The sequence below is a fragment of the Pseudomonas sp. IPO3774 genome, assembly GCF_013386835.1.
Lineage (GTDB): Bacteria > Pseudomonadota > Gammaproteobacteria > Pseudomonadales > Pseudomonadaceae > Aquipseudomonas.
The window spans coordinates 109,288-129,586 of the sequence record NZ_JACAQY010000011.1 but is presented as its reverse complement, the minus strand read 5'-3'; the positions used below and the strand labels follow the sequence as shown (position 1 = coordinate 129,586).

Genomic DNA, 20,299 nt, shown 5'->3' with positions numbered 1-20,299 from the left:
AAACCATAAGTCGCCGTTACCCAAATAACGGATATACCCCCCAAAAAAGCTACCCCCCACAATTCCCACCAATCACCTCCCCCGCAAACGCCTTACGCACAAACGGCGTCGAGTCCACGAGCGAACCATTGACCGTAGCGGAGTGATCCAGCTCAGGATAAAAATGCCATTCAATCCGGTCCCCGACCTTGCACGCATCCCTGACCAGCGCCTTTTGCCCAGGCACAAACACATCCTGATCCCGCCCCCCCGTACCGACAAAAACCGGAATATCCGTCTTCAACGTCGGATACGCCGACTCACGATAAACCTTGTCGAGCGCCTCTTTCGGCGACCGCTTGAAACTGTCATTGAAGCTGAGCCCATCAGCCATCACCCGCTGCTCAATGGCATGCAAACAATCCCGCTGGCTGCTCTCAAACGCAGGCACTGCACGCTCGCTCAAGTAATCCGCAGCCACAAACCCAGGATCAAACAACGTGACAGTACTCAGCCGCAGCAAGTTATAGGCAAAGGTCGGCACCACCGAACTGCGGGCCTTTTCCAACTCGGCACTGTCTCCCGTTTTATGGGTGGCCGCGTAAGGCGTACCGGTCGCCACCACCCCCACGATATCCAACTCGGGCGCATAGTCTTTCGCATAGACCGCCGTGGCAAACGCAGCACGGCCACCCTGTGACTGCCCAAACACCACCACACGTTTGGAGAGTTCGAAACCACCCGCCCCTACTGCGCGAATGCTGTCGAGCACCCCATAGGCCAGCGGACTGGTCAGCCCATACGGATGCAGGCCAGGCGTCCCAAGCCCCTGGTAATCGGTAGCGACAATCGCGTAGCCCTGAGCCAGCCAATAATTGAGATAGCGCGTATCCCGAGGGCTGCGACCGGCGAACGACGGCGCGCAGATATCGGCACTCCCCACCGTGCCGTGGGCCCACGCCATCAGCGGCCAGCCACCCGGCGGCGGTGTGCCCTTGGGCAGGAACAGCGCACCGGAAACGACAATCCGTTTATGGGTATCGAGACCGTCGGTGGACGTGTACAGGATGCGAATATTCTGCCCCGCCTCGGCCAGGCTTTGCTGTTCGGTCAACGGCTCGCTGCGCAGCATCCGCCCGGGTGACGCGGGCACCTTGTCCGCCCAGGTATAGAACGCGGGAACACCACCATCACCGACGGGTGTTTGCGCAGCGCTCACACCACTGCATCCCGCCAGCAACACCGCCAGCGCAAGCGATAACCGACGCGACATCACCAGCCCTCTTTCAACATCCGCAATTCAAGGTACTGCAACAACATGATGGTCTTGCCGTCGACGATCTCGGCACTGTCCACCATGGCCAGGGCCTCCTCGAATCCCAACTCCAGCACTTCGATATCCTCACCTTCATCCTCCAGCCCGCCGCCATCACTGACTCGGTCGCCAGGCTGATATTCGCCGATGAAAAAGTGAATGCGCTCGGTCACCGAGCCCGGGCTCATGAAGGCCGAATAGATCTTTTCTACATGGCCCACACGGTAGCCCGTCTCTTCTTCCGCCTCCAGGCGAATGCGTTCCTCGGGGCTGGCGTTGTCCAGCAGGCCGGCGGCAGACTCGATCAGGTAACCGTGGTAGCCGTTAACGTAGGTAGGCATGCGGAACTGGCGAATCAGCAACACCGTGCGCCGCTCGCGGTTGTACAGCAGGATCGTCGCGCCATTGCCCCGGTCATAGATCTCCCGGGTCTGGGACTGCCAACTGCCGTCGCGGCGGCGCAGGTCAAAGGTGTACTTTTTCAGCACATACCAATTATCCGAGAGCAGTTCTTCGGCGTGGATGCGGACGGGACTGTTTTCCATGGCAGGACCTTTTTGTCTTGTGTTATTCAGCATGTCGTGCAAAATCGTGCACAGTCAAGAAAAAACGTGCAGGAAGCTTCCGATGCTGACCCAACAACGTAAACAACACCTGCTGGATACGCTGCACCGCGACGGCCGGCTGATTGCCAAGGAGTTGAGCCAGGCACTGGAGGTTTCCGAGGACACGATTCGGCGTGACCTGCGGGAAATGGCCAAGGAAGGTTTGCTGCTGCGGGTGCACGGCGGCGCCTTGCCAGCATCCCCCGCGATGGCTGATTTTTCGGTACGGGAACACTTGGTACCCGAGGAAAAAATCGCCATTGGCCGGACGGCTGCGCAACTGGTGCAGCCCGGCCAGGTGGTGTTTATCGATGGCGGTACCACGTGCCTGCAACTGGCCCATCACTTGCCGGCGGACCTGAATGCCACCGTGGTCACCCACAGCCCGTCGATTGCCATGGCCCTGGTGGATCATCCGCAGATTGAAGTGATCATGCTCGGCGGGCGGCTGTTTCGCCACTCACTGGTGGGGGTGGGGGCGGCCACGCTGGAGGCCATCGGCCGGGTCAATGCCGACCTGTATTTCATGGGGGTGTGCAGCGTGCACCCGAATGCCGGCCTGTCTACCGGCGATTATGAAGAGGCAGTGGTCAAGCGCGCGTTGTGTCACGCGGCCGCAGAAACCATCGTGCTGGCCACCTCGGAAAAGCTCAACACCGCGTCGCCCTACCAGGTGGTGGAGCTGGCACACGTCAGCGCGATCGTCGCATTGGCCAGTACGCCGCGTGCCCTGCTGCAACCCTATGAAGCTCAGGGCCTGACGCTTTACCTGGCGTGACCGTCAACAGTCCTTGATGGCTTGCCATAACGCGGCGACTTGCGCAGCGTCCGAGGCGTTGACCCGCGCCAGGTCAACCGGATACTCGACCCCCGGATTTTCAGCGAACCGCGTGGCGGTGAACTGACCGTTGCTGGCACGCAGGATATAGCCGCTGTCCTGGCACGCAGCCGAAGCCAGGAAGATCACCCCAGGCGTGACCCATTCCGGCTTGAGGTTGTGCGGCTCGCCGGTCACGCCCCACATGCGGGTCTTGGCCACGGGTGAGATGGCATTGACCAGGATCCCGGCCTCCGCCCCTTCCCCGCTCAAGGCATTCATGATCCCCAGTTGCGCCATCTTCCCCGCGCTGTAGGCCGCCAGGCCCGGCTGGACGTAGCGCGTATACATCGCACGGTCGGAGGTGGTCAGCACAATGCGGGGTGCGGCAGATCGCGTGAGGTGCTGCCACGCGTGTTTGCACAGCCAGATCGGTGCATAGACATTGACGCCCATGGCCCGCCGGATGAAAGCCTCGTCGGCGGCCTCGATGGGCTGATAGCCGACCCAGCCAGCATTGTGGATCAGGATATCGAGCTGCCCGAAATGCGTGATGGCGCACTCGATCAGCGCTCGACACCCCGCTTCGCCGGACAGGTCACCCGCGTGGCCAACCACCCGCAGGCCTTCACCCTGCAGCGCCAGCGCGGCCGCCTGTACCACCTGGGGATCAGCCCCATCGCCGAGGGTGTCGGCACCGATATCACTGATTACCACCTGCGCGCCGAGTCGCGCCAACTCGCGCGCATAGCTGAACCCCAAGCCACGGGCGGCACCGGTCACGATTGCGGTTTTACCTGTAAAGTCCATCGTCGCGTTCTCCTGATAGGCACTCCACCCTAACAACCCGTGGCCGTCCTGTTTAATACTGAAAAACAGCGATATTGATACCTGCGCCGTATCAAGCCCCACACCGCCATCTACCTGAAGGAACAGCCCAGATGATCGAAACCCGCCTGTTGCGCCAGTTCGTTGCCGTTGCCGAAGCGCTGCACTTTCACCAGGCCGCGGAGCGCCTGCATATGGCGCAGCCAGCGTTGAGCCAGGCGATCAATCGCCTGGAGGCAAAGTTGGGGTTTGCCCTGCTGCAGCGTGACCGTCGTGGCGTGAAGCTGCTGCCAGCCGGGGCGGCGTTTCTTCAGACGGCCTACACCGTCCTCGGGCAATTGCAGCAAGGCATTGAGCAAGCCCGGCAGGTGTCCCAGGGAACCGCCGGCACGCTCACCATCACCTCGGTGTCGATCACCGGCTATCCGTGGTTGCTGGATACCCTCAGGCAGTTTCGCCTGGCGTTCCCCAGGGTTCAGTTGGTGATCAAGGAAATGCCCTCTGCCAACCAGGCCAAGGCCTTGTTGAGTGGTGATACCGATATCGCTTTTTTGCGCTACCTGCCAGGCCAGGCAGATAACATCGAATCCCGGCTGCTGCTGGATGAACCGATCCTGCTGGCGCTGCCCGCAGACCATCCGAATGCGGATGACGTCGCTATCGAGCTGAAGGACTTTGCCGGCGCCGATTTTGTGTTCACGCCCCAGGCATTGGGCAGTGGCTATCACCACCAGTTGATCGCTTTATGCGAGGCCGCGGGCTTCTCTCCAAGGGTGGTCCAGGAAGCCGATCAATTACCCACCCTGATTGGCCTGGTGGCGTGCGGGTTTGGTGTGGCGCTGGTGCCGCAGTCCATTGCCCGTTCGATGCCCCGTGACAAAGTGGCGTTTGTGCCCCTCGCCGCCGCGTCCTCCAGCATCGGGCTCTACCTAAACTGGAACACCAGCCATTCTTCCCCCTTGGCCGGGCACTTCTTTTCTCTGCTGGACGAGGCGATGTAATACTTTGCAAGCAATGTCCGGTGACGACCGTCTGAATATTTCCTGCGCGCCCAGGGCATCTGTTAAAACCCGTGCTTCGCCTGTGTCCTGGAACCTTCATGTCTTCACGTTTTCTGTCCCGTCTCGGCCTGCGCTGGTTTCCCCTGCTGTGCATGGCCGCCCTGATCATCGGCCTGCCCGTGGGTTGCGCCGTGCTGCAACACAAGGAACGCGAGTTGCTGTTTCGCGTGGAGCCAGGCACTGCCAGCTGGTACAGCGGGTTGCCGCGTGATGTGCAGGAATTCGACCTGAAACCCGCGAGTTTCAAGGCAGGGCAGAATATTCATGGCTGGTGGTGGCCAGCGGCACAGAAGGACGCGCCGGCAATTCTCTACCTGCACGGCGTGCGCTGGAACCTCACTGGCCAACTGTTTCGCATCGAACAGCTGCGGGCCCTGGGCTTTTCCGTACTGGCCATCGACTACCGCGGCTTCGGCCAGAGTCGAGGCGACCTGCCGTCGGAAACCAGCGTGTACGAAGACGCGCGCATTGCCTGGGAACGCTTCCAGGTGCTGCAACCCGATCCTGCCAAGCGCCTCATCTACGGGCACTCCCTGGGTGGCGCGGTGGCCATCGACCTCGCGGTGGAACTGGGCAAGCAGGCAGCGAACAATCAGGTGCCGCCGCCAGTGCGCGGACTGGTCATCGAGTCCACCTTTACCTCCCTGGCAGATGTGGCCACGGCAGTAGCCAATACGTCATTGCCGGTGCGCTGGCTGCTGTCGCAGAAGTTCGATTCCATTGACAAGATCGCTGATATCCACATGCCGCTGCTGGTGGTTCACGGGCTCGCCGATGCCTTCGTGCCACCGCGCTTCAGCCAGCAACTGTTTGACGCCGCCCAACAGCCGAAACACCTGTTGCTGGTACCCGGTGCCACTCATAACGACAGCATGCGACTGGCCGGCAGCAGGTATCGCCAGGCGTTGGACAGCCTGATGCAATCGAAGCGCGCCACTCAGGTTGCCGGGCCCTCCACCGGGCGCCCAAACGACTCGTAAATCTGCATTTCGGCACCGGTTTCGCCGGTGCCTGTCAAGGCGCAAAGCCTGCCCATACTGGCCATAAACAGTGACTGATCAAATATTAACCGCAGGTTAAATCGCCATACCCGCCGGGCTCAAGCGAAGTTATCCACAGAGATACCCACGGTTTTCGTGGACAACTCTTTTTACTTTTTTACGATTTTTTTTCTCAGTAATGCCCTGTTGGAAAGCTTGGCGGCAGCAAAATCTCCTGCATCACCTCGCGAATCGAAACCATGGGGTTTGGTACCGGACCGGGTGTGGTTTTTCCATGGTGCTCAGCTCACTCGGCAGGGCATCACCGACACCCCAACCCATTGCGTTTGCGCCTAATGCTGATTAATCTCGCATAAACACGCATCAACGAGCAAAAACATGCATAACAGCCATGCTGCCATCGACCTGCCCTCCCTGCGCAAACAGAAAATCCTGTTGCTGCTGGAGCGCGACGGTAAAGTCACTGCCTCGGAGTTGGTGGAGCATTTCGCCGTTTCCCAGGACACCATTCGCCGCGACCTTGGCGAACTCGCCTCCGCCGGTCTGCTGCAACGCGTGCATGGAGGTGCGCTGCCACGGCCCAAGGACACCGGCAAGGATTTCTTCACCCGGTTTGGCGAAACCACCGCGACCAAACGCCACCTGGCGCAACTCGCCGCCGATCGCGTGGAGGACGGCCAGATCGTGCTGTTCGACTCCGGTACCACCACCCTGCAAATCGCCCAGTCACTACCGCATTCCATCAAGCTGACCGCCGTCACGCACTCACCGATGATTGCCATCGCGTTGTCCGAACATCCCAATGTGACGGTGATCCTTGCCGGTGGCCAACTCAACCCGGTGACCATGGCCGCCAGCGGGCATGAAGCATTGCGGCTGATCCAGGGCATCAAGGCCGACCTGCTGTTCACGGGTGTGTGCGCACTGCATCCACAGGTCGGCATCAGCTCGTTGCACTTCGAGGAAGTGGCGGTAAAACAGGCTATGCTCGACAGCGCCTCCCACGTGGTGGCCGTCACCCTGGCCGACAAACTGGGCGCCGTGGAGCCATTCGTAGTGGCACCGTGCAGCCGCATTCATACCCTGATTACCGAGTGGCACGTGCCGCCGGGCAGCGTCGAGGCTTATGAATGCCTGGGGCTGGAGGTGATGCAAGTGGATGCCTGAGGGGCAAGCATCGCTTGAAGGGCAAGCGCATCGACCAGCGCATGACCGCTGGCCGTATTATCGAAAATACACCAGGTCGGAATGCCCTCCTCCAGGGAGGCTCTCAATACCTCGGCCAGCGCGCACAAACGCTCGGTTTCGTAAGCGCTGTGATAGATACGCGGCGAACCATGCAGGCGCCAATAACGCACGCCTTGCCAACCTTTCGGTACATCCCCATCAGCGATCACCGGCGGGTCGGCGGCGACCCGTCCTATCTGGTAATCCTGCAAAAGCCCGCCGGCCTGCGCCCAACTGGCGTGTCGCGGCTCCAGCACCACAGGCCCAGGGAAGCGTTGACGCAAGGCTGTGAAAAAGCCGCCGGCAATGATCGGGTCGTAGCTTAAAGAAGGCGGCAATTGCACCAGCAGGCAGCCCAGGCGGTCGCCCAATTGCAGGCACTGTGCAAGGAACTCATCCAATGCCGTATCGCAGTCACGCAGACGTAATTCATGGGTGATGTGCCGTGGCACCTTGACCGAAAAACCAAAGCCCGACGGCACTGACTGCGCCCATCGTGCGTAGGTCTGCGGGCGATGGGGGCGGTAGAAGGAGCTGTTGATTTCAACCGCATTCAAGCACGCGGCATAACGTTGCAGATGAGTGCCCTGCCGGGGAAACCGTGGCCATTGCTCACGAGGCAGGCTCCAACCGGCACAACCGAGAAAAATCGGCATCAGAACAACACCGACGCCGCATCCCTCATGAAAATCTCCACCGTCTTCGGCCCGACGCCCTCGAACGCATTCAAGCGTTTTTCAAACTCCCCACGGTCGGCACTGGCATCGTGGATATGGCTGATCTTGCCCGCGTACTCCGCATTCAACTTGCTGCTGAGGTCGAGCAGGCGTTGCGCGGTGCTTTCGTCGTAACGCACGTAATGCGCCTCACCGAGCATGGCCACCAGTTCGCGAGAGGTGCAGTGTTGCAGTTTGCGCGGGGTGTCCCGGCCATGCTTCACCACAATCACCTGATAGGCCTGCGCCGCGATCTGCGCCTGAATGCGCTTGCCCATCAGGAAGCTGGCGACAAACCACTTGAACAGTGCGTTGTCATCACCGGGCTTGAGCTCAATACCCAGTTCCCCGGCGCTGATGGATCGCCCCATGACTGCCTCCGTTCTTCACTGACCCAGCTTGCGCTCGGCCTTGGCGGCTTGCTCGTTGATCTGGTCGGTTTGCCGTTGTGTGTCCTTGATGGACGTCGGCGTGATCACCTTATCGATGGTTTCTGTCTTGGGATTGGGACGCTGTAAAGAGCTGTCCTGGTCGGCAGCCTGGCGACCTTTCTGCGCCTGTTCAGAGCTGATCGCATCAGGGGTTTTGTCGGCGGTTTTTTCAGTGCCCATGGGGATTCTCCTGCGGTTCAAAGGCCAGGCTCCAGCGCGGAGCCGTTATGCAGCAGAGCCCAAGGTTTTTCGATAGTTCAAGGAAATTGCCTCGGGTGCATGCACCGAAAAATAGAGCAAATTAATTTAAACCTTTTGCGCTGGGCCCCCCTCAACAGTCAGGTAACGGCATCGCGCCACTCTTCAGGAGAAGCATCATGAAGCACTTGCTGATGAAACAAATGGGACTGACCTTCGCGCTGGCCGCGGGCTCGATGGGTGTGGCCATGGCCGCCACTTCCAATGACTTCGTTGAGGCCGCGGCCCAGGGCGGCATCACCGAAGTAGAAGCCGGCAAACTGGCGCTGGAAAAGAGCGGTGCCGCTGATATCAAGGCGTTTGCCCAGCACATGATCACCGACCACACCAAGGCCAACCAGGAGCTGACGGCCCTGGCGACGAAGCTCGACATCAAGGTGCCCGACGATGCCAGCCTCACCGACAAGGCCAAGAAAATGATCCTGGAAATCCGTGAAGAGTCCTTTGACAAGGCTTACGCCGACAACCAGGTAAAGGCCCACGAAGACACCGTGGCCCTGTTCAAAAAAGAAGCCGCCTCCTCGGATAACGCCGAACTGAAGGCTTTTGCCGAGAAGACCCTGCCGACTCTCGAAACCCATCTGAAGATGGCCAAGGAGTTGCAGTCCCAGCACGCCAATTAATCATTGACCCACTCAGGAGACACTCGACCATGAGTTCGCAACTGCACGGCAAGAAGATTCTGATCATCACCTCCAACACCGGTATCGAGCGCGACGAGTTGCTCAAGCCGCTGGAAGCCCTGCGTGGTTTCGGCGCCACGGTGACCCACGGTTCCAGCAAAGGTGGCAGCACCCAGACCTTTCTCAAGGACACCGAGAAAGACAGGACGGTAGAGTCCGACGCCAAGCTCTCGGACCTGCACGGCAGTGACTTCGATGCACTGGTCATCCCCGGGGGCACCGTCAATGCCGACACCTTGCGCCAGGACGCCGATGCACTGCGGCTGATCAACGACTTCGTCAAGGCCGGGAAAACCGTAGCCGCCATCTGCCATGGCCCTTGGGCCCTGATTGATGCCGGCGTGATCGGCGGCAAGACCCTCACCTCCTACAAAAGCGTGCGCACTGACCTGGTCAATGCCGGCGCAGCAAACTGGGTGGATACGCAGGTGAAGGAATGCCCGGCCAATGGCTGGACCCTGATAACCTCGCGCACGCCCGACGATTTGCCGGCGTTCAACGAGGCCATTGCCAAGACACTGGCGGCCTGACGCCCGCCAATGCAAACAGGCGCCCTCGGACGCCTGTTTTTTTTCGATTCTGTCTTAGCCTTTGCCATGCTCAGTGGCATGTGTCGCCCGGTTCACACCCTTGGGTCCAAACAGCGCCCAGAGGATCAGCCCCAACAGCGGCATGAAGATCAGTACCACCAGCCATAAACCCTTGGTCTCCCAGCCACTGCCACTGCGCAGAACGCTGTTGATCGCCCACAGTTCCAGCAGCACCAGAATCACCGCCAAGCCAATCCAGACATATTCGATTTGCATGATTCATCCTCCTGAGGTCGTATGCGTTAGGTCAAGCAACGCGCCCGAGGGTTCATTAAAATTGCAACGGATGGCTCTCGCCCAACGGTTGCGGCACACGGGCCGTAACCTTCTAGACTCAAACGGACACTACCTTTTACCCCTTGGAGGCCCGGGATGACCGAGCACATCATCCACTTTCACTGCCAGATCGATCAGGGCACCACCGAGCGCTTTCGTGATTGCTGCCTGGACGCGATCGATCAAGGCGCCAGTTCGTTGCTGTTGAACCTGTCGACCACCGGCGGCAGCACCAATTTCGGTTTTACCCTCTACACCTTCCTCAAGTCCCTGCCGGTGCCGCTGTGTGCGATCAATGCGGGCAATATCGAGTCCATGGGCATCATCATGTTCCTGGCGGCAAACCGCCGGATCACCACGCCACACTCGCGCTTCCTGATCCATCCGATGAACTGGTATTTCAACCAGAACTCGGTAGACCACCAGCGCCTGCGGGAATACCTGTCGAGCCTGGACAACGACCTGGCGCGCTACGTGAAAATCTACGAACTGGAAACCGCCAGCGCCGAAACCCACCTGGATATTTTCAAGTGCCTCTCGGCCGAGGAAAAAGTCATCGCCGCCCACGAGTCACTGGCCTACGGGATTGCCCATGAGGTCGAGCAGATCGTGTTTGCCGACGACATCAAGCACTGGAAAGTCAGCGGCGGCTAGGCATGGTTTAATGCATGCCAGCCGCCACTGGACCGTGCAACCTGCACGACCAGCGTCGATATTTATTCGATATAAACTATTGATTTATAAGCCAATAAATATTCCGTTCAACTTGGTACAACTCATGCTGTAGAGGTCTGGACAGGCGGGCAATTCGACCCGCCCTTTCGCTACCCGTGAGGTGTCACCCATGAATGCCATTGATCTTCTCAAGGCCGACCACGAACGCGTCAAAGCCATCCTGAACCAGCTGAGTGAGTCTACTGAACGCGGCGTCAAAAAGCGCACCGAGCTACTGGCGAAACTGGAAATGGAATTCAGCCTTCACACCCGCCTTGAGGAAGAAATCCTCTATCCGGCTTTTCGCAAGGCTGGGGGCAAGGATCAGGAAATCATGTACCACGAAGCCAAGGAAGAACACCGCACCGTCGACTCCCTCGTACTGCCAGACCTGAAGCAGACCTCACCCTCCACGACCGAGTTTTCCGGGCGAGTCAAAGTGGTCAAGGAACTGTTGGAACACCACATCGAGGAAGAAGAAAGCGAGATGTTCCCGCAGGCCAGGAAGCTGCTGGGCAAGGCATTGCTCGAAGAGCTTGGAGCAGAGATGGAAGCGATGAAAGCCGCGCACAAGAAGGCGCCCGGGGCCAAGCCAATGGCGGCGTGATGTCCATTCGTCGCATGCCTGGAAACTATTTCAAACTTTGAATTGGCTGGAGGATTCCCAATTAGGCAACACCATTGATTCGCTCATCATTGAGGGTTTTCAAAATGGCTAATAGTGGAAAAACTACCCCAGGTGCTGGTCACAAAGACCAGAAAGACACAAACCGTAAAAGCGGCGGCCAGGGTTCAGGCGGCAACTTCGCCAATGACCGCGAGAAGGCTTCTGAAGCGGGCAAAAAAGGCGGGGCTCATAGCCACGCCCCAGGCTCCAAGAAGTCTTGATTGAGGCGTCGCCGAAGCCTGGATGTGCTCCGGGCTTCGGTCCCCATCGCCAAGAGGGATTGAGTCATGAAGACCAGCATTTCCCAAAGGATCGTACTTGTCGTCAGCCTGGCGCTCGTTCTGTATGCCCCCGCCTACGCAGCCTTCGGCGACAACACTGCCCCCGAGGCGCCCGCCCTGAGCGGCAACAGCGCTCCTGGCTCGGCACTGCCGCCCGGCACCTATCCCAGCAGCCCGTCCGGGGCTGACAGCAGTGGCAACAAGGACGCTGAAACGAAAGCACCTGCACCGTCTAAAACCGTGAAGAGCACGCGCCATAAAGGCACCTCGACCCAGCATCCCGGTACCAAGACCGGCAAAAAGGCCGTGCCAGAATCGGGCAGTTGACCGATTAGTTCTCGCTGGGGCCGCCGATAAAGTCCAGGCGCAGGTTCATCCACTGCCGAACGATTTCCCGGGCTGCTTGCCTGGCATCAGCAGCAGAGAAGCCGCGCTCGCGTTGCAGCCAGTCACTCGTCGCTTGCCGTGCGGGCTCAATGGCGGCCAGCGCTTGCTGGCGTTGCCTGGCAGGCCACTGTTTATCCGCGCCCCAGTTGTGCAGGGCTGATTCCGGGTCCTGGGCCTGCGCTGCGGTGCCTGGCTGGAGAAACAGCCGAGGCGACGCGGTGGCCTTGAGGGAAAGCGTGTTCCAGTCGGCGTAGCTGGCAAAGCGGATGGTGCCTTCGTTCTGCGATGCAGTGGACAAAGGCTCGGTAAACGAATCGTCCAACCGCTTCCACGCCGGCTGTGCAAACAGATCACCCTGAGGGGCACAAATCGGCGCAAAGCTGTCGCGGGTGGAGCCGTACAACGACCCGAACGACTCATACGCGACCTCCCCCTGCCGGCTGAAAACGAAACAGTGCACATACGGGCGTTGGTCGGCGTACATCTCATACTGTTGGCGCTCGATCATCATGCGCAGCAAGGTCAACATCACCCGGTCACGGCTGACAGCAGGATCATTCTGCAGGTCCTGCCAGATCGACCAGGGAAAACTGTCTTCCTTGAGTGCTACGAGAACCTGCTTGCGATTCTCCTCGGCCTCATTCTCCGTAACGCCACTGTCAGGTTCAAAACGCTGCAGGTAGACCAGCCAGGAGGCGGCCAGATCGTTCATCGGGTAGCGCCGAAGCCCTTCAGCTGCCTGGGCCGGATGGTACGGAATACTGGCAATGATTGCGTCAAGGGCTGCGGTGTCTTTGTGGGTGATGGTTCCCACCTCGACCACTCTCTGGCTCAGTTGGGATTGCAGGCAGCCGGGCAATTGTTCGGGGGTACCGGCACATGCGTTGCGAGTCTGCAACCACGTGCGCTGGCCACGGCGCAATTCGTCGCGCTGGTCGGGTGCCAGTTTGGCCATTGCCTGGCTGTAGTACAGGCCCAGCGTAGTGTCGAGTTCGCTTAATTCAGGGCTGGCGCAAATAGCCTTTTCCACCGTGGTGGAGGCCTTTGTACAATCAAAGGACGCGCCACTGGCAGGCATCCCCGCGCCCATCAGCACGCCAGTGAGCAACAACATTGGGTAGGCAGAATGAATACGGCGGGCCATGGCTTTCCTTGGGTGAGTTCCTTTCAAGGCGCTCATTGTGCCGACGCGATTGCCAATGTCCAGTCTGTCGGCACTGTCCTACGAAGCACTCGCCATGGAAGGGCGATCACTTGCCAGCTCACGCTCAATCTGTTCGATGCTCGGCAAGCTGGTTTGCAGCTCTGCAGGCAGTGATTCCACCAGCTGATACTCGGCAACCCCAATAGGACGGGAGCTGTCACGCAGAGCGTATTCGGCCACTACTTCGTTCTTGCTCTTGCACAGCAGCAGGCCGATGGTGGGGCTGTCCTGCGGGTGCTTGAGCTGGGCGTCTACCGCAGCGAGGTAAAAGCCCAACTGCCCCAGATGATCGGGTTTGAATTTACCGGCCTTGAGTTCGATCACCACGTAGCACCTCAGCTTGAGGTGATAAAACAGCAGGTCGACGAAAAACTCCTCGCCCCCTACGTCCAGCAATACTTGCCGTCCCACGAAGGCAAAACCGGCGCCCAGCTCCAGCAGAAAATCGGTGACATGTTTGACCAGGGCGTTTTCGATTTCACGCTCCTGCGCGTCAAGGGACAGGCCCAGGAAGTCGAAACGGTAAGGATCTTTAAGTGATTCGCGAGCCAGGTCGGATTGGGCTTTGGGCAGCAGTCCCTCGAAGTTGCTGACCGCATTGCCGCTGCGCTCCAGCAGGCGACCCTCGATTTGCATCACCAGGACGTTGCGCGACCAGTTGTGTTCGATGGCCTGAGCGGCGTACCAGCGACGGGTTTCTGGGCCGGGCAACTTGTCCAGCAACGCCAGTTGGTGATACCACGGCAATTGTGCAAGCACCCCTTGCACAAATTCCCCGTCCGGCCACGCCTCCGCAAATGCACGCATGTACTTCAGGTTACGCGGCGAAAAACCCTTCATCTCCGGAAATGCTGAACGCAAATCCTGCGCCAGCCGCTCAATCACCTTGGTCCCCCAGCCCTGCCGCGCTTGCCGGGTCAGAATATCCTGGCCGATTTGCCAATACAGCAACACCAGCTCGCGGTTTACCGCCAGGGTGGCGCGTTGCTGGGCGCAGTGGATTCGACTCTTGAGATCAGACAGCCAGTCGCTGTATCCCTCGGGTGGTGTGTTCAGGCTATCGGGGGTCTCACTCATTCCTTTTCCCTCGTGGGTTGGGCAGGCGGCCGATAGTAGCGAGGGAAAAATGCGTGATGGGCCAGCAGAATGCTTTCGATACAAATCAACTGGAACCGCACCTTCAGGCGCATCAAGGGGTGCCTCAACATGCGTGCTGTGGTCAAATGAGCCGGTCACTTCCATGGTTATTCCCGATCTATGAACGCCACACCCACTGACGACAGCCAGGCATCCACCGGGGACCGCATCCTGTTCCTGCTCAAGACCCGTGGCCCACTGAAAACCACGGACCTGGCTGCGCTGCTGGACATCACCTCCGAAGCCGCCCGCCAGCAAATCCAGAAGTTGCAGGTCGCGGAGTTGATCGTCGGCGTATCAGCCCCCATCTCGGGTGCCGGTCGGCCATCCTTGAAGTGGACCCTGACCGAGACCGCCCAGAGCAAATTCCCGGATTCCCATAGCGTGCTGACCTTGCACCTGATCGAGTCCATCGAAGGGATTTTTGGCAGTGAAGGCGTGGAAAAAGTCATCGCCAGCATGGAGGCGACCGCCAAGCACGAATACATCCAGGCCTGCTCCGCCGCATCGAGCTTGCAGGAGAAAGTCGCGATCCTGGTGCAGATTCGTGAGCGCGCCGGGTACATGGCGCAGATGGAGCCGCTGGACGAAGGCTGGCTACTGGTGGAAAACCACTGCCCGATCTGCGTGGCCGCCCGTAAATGCCAGGGGTTCTGCCGCTCGGAACTGCAGATCTTCCAGGCAGCCCTGGGCGATGAGAATGTGGTGGAGCGGCGCGAGCATTTGATTTCCGGGGACCGGCGCTGCGCCTACAGCATCCAGCCCCGCCGCCTGTAAGAAAGAGGCTGCGATGGGCTGCGCAGCAACCGCAATTCCAGCTCCGCAGTGTCCCGGATACACCAACGGTTCAGGATTCACGAGCGCTGCGCAGTCCATCGCAGCCTAAGCCTCACGCCGTACTCAAGCCCATTGCAGGAAGGACAGATTCCGGTGTAGTGGCGCAATGCCCACCAATCATATAACCAAGAGATATCTTGGATAATACGTTGAGCGCTTTGAATTACACAAGCCAATACTTTTTACGGTGCCGTAAACAGCCTAAACCCTGACCCCCAGCATGCCGCTGGTAATGATGATCGTGACTATGGCGCCCATGCCGATCACCAGCCAGGTCAACAGCGAACTGCGTGACTCGCTGACATTGTGATTACGCAATACACCTCGCAAACCACAACCCAGATGCCCAATCAGCAGGAACACCGCCAGCGAGTAATGCGGCAGCAGCCGAATGCTCCATGGATCCGCCAATAACCCTACGGGCTCGGCCACGGCCCAGGCGTAATCGGTGTCGGTGCCGAAGTAACGCGCCAGGGTAAACACCGAGTTGATATGGGACGCGATAAACAGCGAGAGATAGGTGCCGGAGGCGGTCTGTAACGCGTCCAGCAGGTCGGCACGCGTGACGGTCTTCGGGCGAATCAACACCAGCCCGCTGAGAATCTGAAAGAAAAACGTGACAATGATCACCGGCTCCAGCCAGCCATTGCGATACACCCGTCGCAGCACGTCCATCACCGACTTATGCACATCGGTACCCAGTACACCCAGGAGGTGGTTGAACAGGTGCGGCGCGAGAAACACCAACAGGATCGCCACCGAGGCGATGCCGTGGGCGACACGCAGCTTGATATAGGTCTTGTCCAAGGTCACCAGGCTGGTGCTCGGGCCCGTTGACGACACCATCGCAAAAAAGCCCGCCAGCGCCAGCCACAGCCCGCTCCATACCGCGATGTCGTGGCCCTCGATTTTCATCAGGTACAGCAAGACGCCCATAAGCGTGTACGCAGGAGGCGCAGCCACCGCCAGGCACGACAAGCGTCGCGCCAGGACCAGGCGTGCGCTCATGACCGGTTGAACACCGGTGACATACACACAGGCAAACGCCAACAGCGGCACCGCATAGGCACTCAGGATCAGCGCCAGGACGACCGGGGTGCCGGCGCCTGCCACATGCGCCTGGTTACTCCACGCCAGCGCCCACGGATAATACAGCGCCGCGGCGAACGGCAGCAGCCACAGCCATTCCAGCCAGGGTTTGATAGCTTTGCTTAACATATTGATTTCCCGGTGATAAATATCACCCGGATAGTGCCCAGCCATCGCCACCCGCGACAATTAGGCACCCAGGCAAAAGCCTTTTACCCAATGGTCATGCCTGGAAGGCTTGCACCATGTAGTCGACGAACAGCTTGACTCGCAGCGGTATCTTGTCGCGCTGCCGATAGCAGATGTAATGCCCCCTGCCCCGCGCCTGCGCCGCATAACCCGGCAGCAAAACGATCAAACGCTGTTGCGCGATCCAGTGCTGCGCCTGATAGCCGGCCAGCTGTGCCACACCACCGCCGGCTACGGCCGCGAGCGCCACTAGCTCCGGGTCATTGAACAACTGGCTGTAAGGCAACGGCAGCCGTATGAACTGCCCGTCGACTTCAAACTCCCACACATGCGGCTTGCCCGACTGCGCCAGGCGAAAGGCGATAGTCTTGTGCGCCGCAAGGTCTTCCAGGGTCTGCGGGTAACCGGCTGAGTGCAGGTACTCAGGCGCGGCGCAGGTGACGAAACTCATCGGCGCCAGTTGCCTGGCGATCACATCGGCGTCCTCCAGCCGCCCGTTGCGAATCGCGACATCCACGCGACCTTCGGCGAAATCCACATGGCGATCATTCAGATCAAATTCGAGGGTGATGTCCGGGTGGGACTTACAGAACCCAGGCAACAGCGGCGCAATGCACTTGCGCCCAAAACCCACGGTAGAGCTTACGCGCACTACGCCGGACGGCGACTGGGTAGCGTGTTTCAGCGCTTCGGTCGTGCGCAACAGATGCTCGACACTGGGCAGGCACTCTTGAAAAAACCGGCGCCCTTCCTGCGTGACCGCTACGCTGTGGGTCGTGCGTTCCAGCAGCTTGATCGCCAGTTGGGTTTCCAGGCGGGTAATGCTGCGACTCACCGAAGGCACTGAAATGCCCAGGTCGCGTGCTGCCTCGCTGAAGCTTTCGCTGGCCGCGACTTTCATGAAGGCGATGACGCCGGCGAAGTTTTTTCCGATGGACATCGGTGAGGTTTCCTTGAAGGGCGCACGCCAAAAGCATCGACAGTACCCAACCGCAAACCCAAGCGCCCTAGCCAATCCGACGGTTTTTCGGTAGGCCAAACTGCGGCTTTACAGCCCTTTTGATCTGGCACAAAATCCCTCCTTATCTAGAAAATATCGGGATCGCGCCATGCTTGAACACCCATCGATTAAGTTTGGCGCGGCCCCCGTGCAAGGTTTGGTCCGGGAGTATTTGCCCGGCTTGCGTGAACCTCACGTTCACCCGGAACACGCGCAAATCATGTACGCCATCAAAGGTTCGATGACGGTACTGACGGCCGAAGGCATCTGGGTTCTGCCACCGCAGCGGGCGCTCTGGATTCCGCCAGGTGTCAGCCACACCTTCAAGCATTCGCGTCAGGTGTCGATGCGTACCGTATATGTGCGTCAGGGCGCGGCCAGCATTCCACCGTGGGCCCGCTGCGCAGTGTTAAATGTCGGGACGCTGGTGCGCGAGCTGATCCTGGCCTGCGCGCAACTGCCAGGCGAGTACCCCGAGCACAGCCGCGAAAGCCGCCTGGGCACCGTGCTGCTGGACCACCTGGCATTGCTTGAGCAAGACGCCTTTTACCTGCCTGAACCCTCGGATAAACGCGCGGTGCGCGCCGCCAACCTGATCAAGCAAAACCCCAACGACACTCGGCCGCTCAAGGAAATCGCCTTCGAGGTAGGCGCCAGTGCACGCACCCTGGAGCGGCTGTTTGCTGCCCAGACCCGCATGGGCTTCGGCGCCTGGCGCCAACGCTTGCGGATGATGGTGGCCCTGGAAAACCTCGCGGCGGGGGAAAGCGTCAGCAGCACCGCCGCCGCGATTGGCTACGAAAGCTCCAGCAGCTTTATCGCCGTGTTCCGCTCGGTGTTCGGTTGCAGCCCGGCCAGGTATTTCGCCCAGCGTTGAGCCGGCCTACAGCAAGGGAATGCTGTAGCTGACCATCAACCGGGCTTCGTCTTTGTCAGCGCTGTCATTACCCCGCAGCACCGCACCACGCCACATGAACCCAATCCCCTTGAAGGTGCCGGCAGGAATCACATAGTCAACCCGCACGTCCCGCTCCCACTCGGTATTGTCACGACCTGCCGTGCGGATGTGGCTGCCATGTATGTAGGTGACGCTGGTCTTCAGCCCCGCCACGCCCAGGTTCGCAAAATCATAGGCATAGCTGGCCACCGTGGCCTGTTCCCCGGCGTTGACGAACTTCAACGACTGGGAGTTGGTGATCAAATACACCGAGCGGCCCTGCCCCTGGTTGATATGGGGGAAGTCACTTTCGCCCGTGGTTTTCTGATACCCCAGGCTCACCGAATGGCCTTGCAGCGAATAAGTAAACAAGGCACTCCACAGGTTATTGTCGACCTTGCCATTGTTGACGCCCGGCCCGTAGTAACCCGAGCTGACGTAGCCCTCGGCACGCCCCGCCGCACTGGAGTTCTTACCGTCCGAGGTACTGTGGAAGTAGCGCAGGTCACTCTTGAGCTGGCCCACCGGCAACTGCCAGTTGTGCACCAGGCCGAAGAAGTGTTGCTGGTAAAAGTTTTCAAGATTCGCGTAGTAATACTGCAACTGCATCTGCTTGCTTACGGCGTAATCCACACCACCGTAGTAAAACTGATTGCTGGACGTGCCCTTGACCGGATCGTTTGCGCCAGCGATGGACAAGCCCTGGCCGTTGCTGGAGTTACGGTCAAGCACCTGCTCGATTTTGCCGGCGACGAGGTTGAAGTCTTTCAGGTCCTTGGAGTCCACCTGGTAGCCACGAAAAGTCTGGGGCAACAACCGGCCGTCTTCATACATCAGTACCGGCACCCGGGGCATCAGCGTGCCCACTTTCAGTTGGGTCTGGGAGATGCGCACTTTGCCGGTGACCCCGGTCTTGCTGAAATCATTGGCAGCCTTGCCATCAGACAGCGGGAAGACGCTACCGGGTGTGTTGTCCTCCCCCACCTTGCCGGCACGCCCTGACGCATCCAGCCGTACGCCGTACAGCTCTTGCAGATCCAACCCCAGGCCCACCACCCCCTCGGTGAAACCGGACTGATAATTGAACATGAAGGCCTGGCCCCATTCCCGGTCCGAGGCCCCCTTGGCATTGCGCGTGTCCTGGTTGAGATAGAAGTTGCGCAGGTCCAGGGTCGCTTTACTGTCGTCGATAAAACCCGATGCAGCCGCCTGCTGTACAACGCCGAAAGAAACGGCCAGGGCCAGGTAAGTCTTGTGGTTCATGAAGGCTCCGAACAGTGAACACGACTGTCCCGTCGACCCAGTGATGGCAGCCGTTTTTTATTGTGTGTTGCAGTGTTTTCATTCGACGGGAGGCGCGCACGATATAGGCCTGGCGGTTGTGAAAACAGCCGCCAAAACGGGCATTCACTTTTCCAGTTTTTGTAACAATGAGGACGACGCGCAGGCGTCTGGAACGGGCTTTCCACGAGGGTCTTAAGTCAACTGCGAGTACAACGACTCACGCTGCAGTGCCGTCTCGCTCCGACAGCCAGCGGAGCTTTTCCAGCATGGGATCGAACATCGCGCGTACCGCCTCGACTGCCGCGTCTTCATCGCCAAAGATAATCGCCTGGACGACTTGCGCATGGGCTTCAAGCCCCGGCTCATACAACTCGTTGTCGGCAAAAATCGCCAGATACTGGCTGTGGAACGAAGAGCTGAATGCGCGGTACATCGACTGCAAGACCACGTTGTGGGAAGCCACGGCCACCGCACCGTGCAAGGCCTGGTCGCGGTCGACGAAATCGTCGAGTTGATCCCCGAGGTTATATTCGCCACGCCGCGCCAGGGCGTGCCACAACCGGCGGATATCCTCCAGGGTGCGACGGCGCGCAGCGAGTCGGGCGGTTTCGACTTCCAGCAGGTACTGGGCCTCCAGGTGGTCGCGGATCGCGCTACGTTGTTCACGAATGCCATCGATGATCGAGGCGACCCAGGCGTGATTGCAAAGACCGGCGTACATGGGCCACTCCTGAAAGATCATGCCCCTCGAGTATGGAGATTGATGCTCACCCAGACTCCTTCCGG

General features: G+C 59.6%; 24 protein-coding genes and 1 pseudogene. 12 read left to right on the top strand and 13 right to left on the bottom strand.

Annotated elements, in window-relative coordinates:
• Positions 1-49: 49 nt before the first annotated feature.
• Positions 50-1,252, bottom strand: a complete 1,203-nt coding sequence (locus HYE77_RS05895; RefSeq protein ID WP_177035460.1) for a lipase family protein — start codon at positions 1,250-1,252, stop codon at positions 50-52.
• Positions 1,252-1,839, bottom strand: a complete 588-nt coding sequence (gene nudK / locus HYE77_RS05890) for a GDP-mannose pyrophosphatase NudK (RefSeq protein WP_087692406.1) — start codon at positions 1,837-1,839, stop codon at positions 1,252-1,254. The genes HYE77_RS05895 and nudK overlap by 1 nt, the downstream gene beginning before the upstream one ends.
• 82 nt (positions 1,840-1,921) lie before the next feature.
• On the opposite strand from nudK, the gene HYE77_RS05885 reads away from it, so the two are divergent.
• Entirely contained in the window at positions 1,922-2,677 is a 756-nt protein-coding gene (locus HYE77_RS05885) for a DeoR/GlpR family DNA-binding transcription regulator (RefSeq protein WP_102606259.1), read from the top strand.
• A gap of 3 nt (positions 2,678-2,680) precedes the next feature.
• Here the strand turns inward: HYE77_RS05885 and HYE77_RS05880 are convergent, their stop codons facing one another.
• Entirely contained in the window at positions 2,681-3,526 is an 846-nt protein-coding gene (locus HYE77_RS05880) for an SDR family NAD(P)-dependent oxidoreductase (protein ID WP_177028176.1), read from the bottom strand.
• A gap of 131 nt (positions 3,527-3,657) precedes the next feature.
• Here HYE77_RS05880 and HYE77_RS05875 point away from each other — a divergent pair, with 131 nt between their 5' ends.
• The 3 genes from HYE77_RS05875 to HYE77_RS05865 all read left to right on the top strand — a co-directional run bounded on the left by HYE77_RS05875 (position 3,658) and on the right by HYE77_RS05865 (position 6,773).
• Positions 3,658-4,545, top strand: a complete 888-nt coding sequence (locus HYE77_RS05875) for a LysR family transcriptional regulator (protein ID WP_177068553.1) — start codon at positions 3,658-3,660, stop codon at positions 4,543-4,545.
• Positions 4,546-4,643: 98 nt separating this feature from the next.
• Entirely contained in the window at positions 4,644-5,585 is a 942-nt protein-coding gene (locus tag HYE77_RS05870) for an alpha/beta hydrolase (RefSeq protein ID WP_177068552.1), read from the top strand.
• Positions 5,586-5,984: 399 nt separating this feature from the next.
• Complete coding sequence (locus tag HYE77_RS05865; protein WP_102368864.1) at positions 5,985-6,773, top strand: DeoR/GlpR family DNA-binding transcription regulator; 789 nt, start codon at positions 5,985-5,987, stop codon at positions 6,771-6,773.
• Here HYE77_RS05865 and HYE77_RS05860 read toward each other — a convergent pair.
• The 3 genes from HYE77_RS05860 to HYE77_RS05850 are packed head-to-tail and all read right to left on the bottom strand — an operon-like array spanning position 6,731 to position 8,160.
• On the bottom strand, positions 6,731-7,489 hold the full coding sequence (locus HYE77_RS05860) for a DUF72 domain-containing protein (protein WP_177068551.1): 759 nt from the start codon (positions 7,487-7,489) through the stop codon (positions 6,731-6,733). The genes HYE77_RS05865 and HYE77_RS05860 overlap by 43 nt on opposite strands.
• Positions 7,489-7,920: a hypothetical protein gene (locus HYE77_RS05855; protein WP_008435015.1), complete on the bottom strand. Its 432-nt coding sequence runs from the start codon at positions 7,918-7,920 to the stop codon at positions 7,489-7,491. Before HYE77_RS05855 ends, HYE77_RS05860 begins: the two co-directional genes overlap by 1 nt.
• Positions 7,921-7,935: 15 nt before the next feature.
• Entirely contained in the window at positions 7,936-8,160 is a 225-nt protein-coding gene (locus HYE77_RS05850; RefSeq protein ID WP_008435013.1) for a hypothetical protein, read from the bottom strand.
• A gap of 197 nt (positions 8,161-8,357) precedes the next feature.
• On the opposite strand from HYE77_RS05850, the gene HYE77_RS05845 reads away from it, so the two are divergent.
• Together HYE77_RS05845 and HYE77_RS05840 are read left to right on the top strand one after the other, a co-directional pair.
• Positions 8,358-8,861 carry a DUF4142 domain-containing protein gene (locus tag HYE77_RS05845; RefSeq protein ID WP_008435012.1) on the top strand — a complete coding sequence of 168 codons (504 nt, stop codon included), beginning with the start codon at positions 8,358-8,360 and terminating at the stop codon, positions 8,859-8,861.
• Positions 8,862-8,890: 29 nt separating this feature from the next.
• Positions 8,891-9,451: a type 1 glutamine amidotransferase domain-containing protein gene (locus HYE77_RS05840; RefSeq protein WP_003207402.1), complete on the top strand. Its 561-nt coding sequence runs from the start codon at positions 8,891-8,893 to the stop codon at positions 9,449-9,451.
• 54 nt (positions 9,452-9,505) lie between these two features.
• On the opposite strand, the gene HYE77_RS05835 is transcribed toward HYE77_RS05840, so the two are convergent.
• A complete protein-coding gene (locus HYE77_RS05835; RefSeq protein WP_003207401.1) occupies positions 9,506-9,727 on the bottom strand; it encodes a PLD nuclease N-terminal domain-containing protein in 222 nt (73 codons plus the stop codon).
• A gap of 156 nt (positions 9,728-9,883) precedes the next feature.
• Here HYE77_RS05835 and HYE77_RS05830 point away from each other — a divergent pair, with 156 nt between their 5' ends.
• The 4 genes and pseudogenes from HYE77_RS05830 (at position 9,884) to HYE77_RS05815 (ending at position 11,776) form a co-directional block, all read left to right on the top strand.
• Positions 9,884-10,441: an ATP-dependent Clp protease proteolytic subunit gene (locus HYE77_RS05830; RefSeq protein ID WP_008435011.1), complete on the top strand. Its 558-nt coding sequence runs from the start codon at positions 9,884-9,886 to the stop codon at positions 10,439-10,441.
• A gap of 190 nt (positions 10,442-10,631) precedes the next feature.
• Complete coding sequence (locus HYE77_RS05825; RefSeq protein ID WP_177068550.1) at positions 10,632-11,108, top strand: hemerythrin domain-containing protein; 477 nt, start codon at positions 10,632-10,634, stop codon at positions 11,106-11,108.
• 167 nt (positions 11,109-11,275) lie between these two features.
• A pseudogene (locus HYE77_RS32540) lies at positions 11,276-11,389 on the top strand (general stress protein); the annotation flags it as partial.
• Between the two features lie 66 nt (positions 11,390-11,455).
• A complete protein-coding gene (locus HYE77_RS05815) occupies positions 11,456-11,776 on the top strand; it encodes a hypothetical protein (RefSeq protein WP_087692413.1) in 321 nt (106 codons plus the stop codon).
• Positions 11,777-11,780: 4 nt separating this feature from the next.
• Here HYE77_RS05815 and HYE77_RS05810 read toward each other — a convergent pair whose 3' ends face one another.
• Complete coding sequence (locus tag HYE77_RS05810) at positions 11,781-12,980, bottom strand: lysozyme inhibitor LprI family protein (protein WP_177068549.1); 1,200 nt, start codon at positions 12,978-12,980, stop codon at positions 11,781-11,783.
• 78 nt (positions 12,981-13,058) lie between these two features.
• A complete protein-coding gene (locus HYE77_RS05805; RefSeq protein ID WP_177068548.1) occupies positions 13,059-14,117 on the bottom strand; it encodes a YhcG family protein in 1,059 nt (352 codons plus the stop codon).
• 180 nt (positions 14,118-14,297) lie between these two features.
• On the opposite strand from HYE77_RS05805, the gene HYE77_RS05800 reads away from it, so the two are divergent.
• A complete protein-coding gene (locus tag HYE77_RS05800; protein WP_177068547.1) occupies positions 14,298-14,954 on the top strand; it encodes a metalloregulator ArsR/SmtB family transcription factor in 657 nt (218 codons plus the stop codon).
• A 261-nt stretch (positions 14,955-15,215) separates the two neighbouring features.
• Here the strand turns inward: HYE77_RS05800 and HYE77_RS05795 are convergent, their stop codons facing one another.
• Positions 15,216-16,232 (bottom strand): hypothetical protein, encoded by a 1,017-nt coding sequence (locus HYE77_RS05795; protein ID WP_087692417.1) that lies wholly within the window; start codon positions 16,230-16,232, stop codon positions 15,216-15,218.
• Positions 16,233-16,326: 94 nt separating this feature from the next.
• A complete protein-coding gene (locus HYE77_RS05790) occupies positions 16,327-17,232 on the bottom strand; it encodes a LysR family transcriptional regulator (RefSeq protein ID WP_003207388.1) in 906 nt (301 codons plus the stop codon).
• 208 nt (positions 17,233-17,440) lie between these two features.
• Between HYE77_RS05790 and HYE77_RS05785 the strand changes: the two genes are divergently transcribed.
• The gene (locus HYE77_RS05785) at positions 17,441-18,169 is read left to right on the top strand and encodes a helix-turn-helix transcriptional regulator (protein ID WP_158213527.1); all 729 of its coding nucleotides are present in this window, start codon (positions 17,441-17,443) and stop codon (positions 18,167-18,169) included.
• Between the two features lie 6 nt (positions 18,170-18,175).
• On the opposite strand, the gene HYE77_RS05780 is transcribed toward HYE77_RS05785, so the two are convergent.
• Together HYE77_RS05780 and HYE77_RS05775 are read right to left on the bottom strand one after the other, a co-directional pair.
• On the bottom strand, positions 18,176-19,492 hold the full coding sequence (locus HYE77_RS05780; protein WP_177068546.1) for an OprD family outer membrane porin: 1,317 nt from the start codon (positions 19,490-19,492) through the stop codon (positions 18,176-18,178).
• A 238-nt stretch (positions 19,493-19,730) separates the two neighbouring features.
• Complete coding sequence (locus tag HYE77_RS05775) at positions 19,731-20,234, bottom strand: FadR/GntR family transcriptional regulator (RefSeq protein WP_003207381.1); 504 nt, start codon at positions 20,232-20,234, stop codon at positions 19,731-19,733.
• Positions 20,235-20,299: the final 65 nt, after the last annotated feature.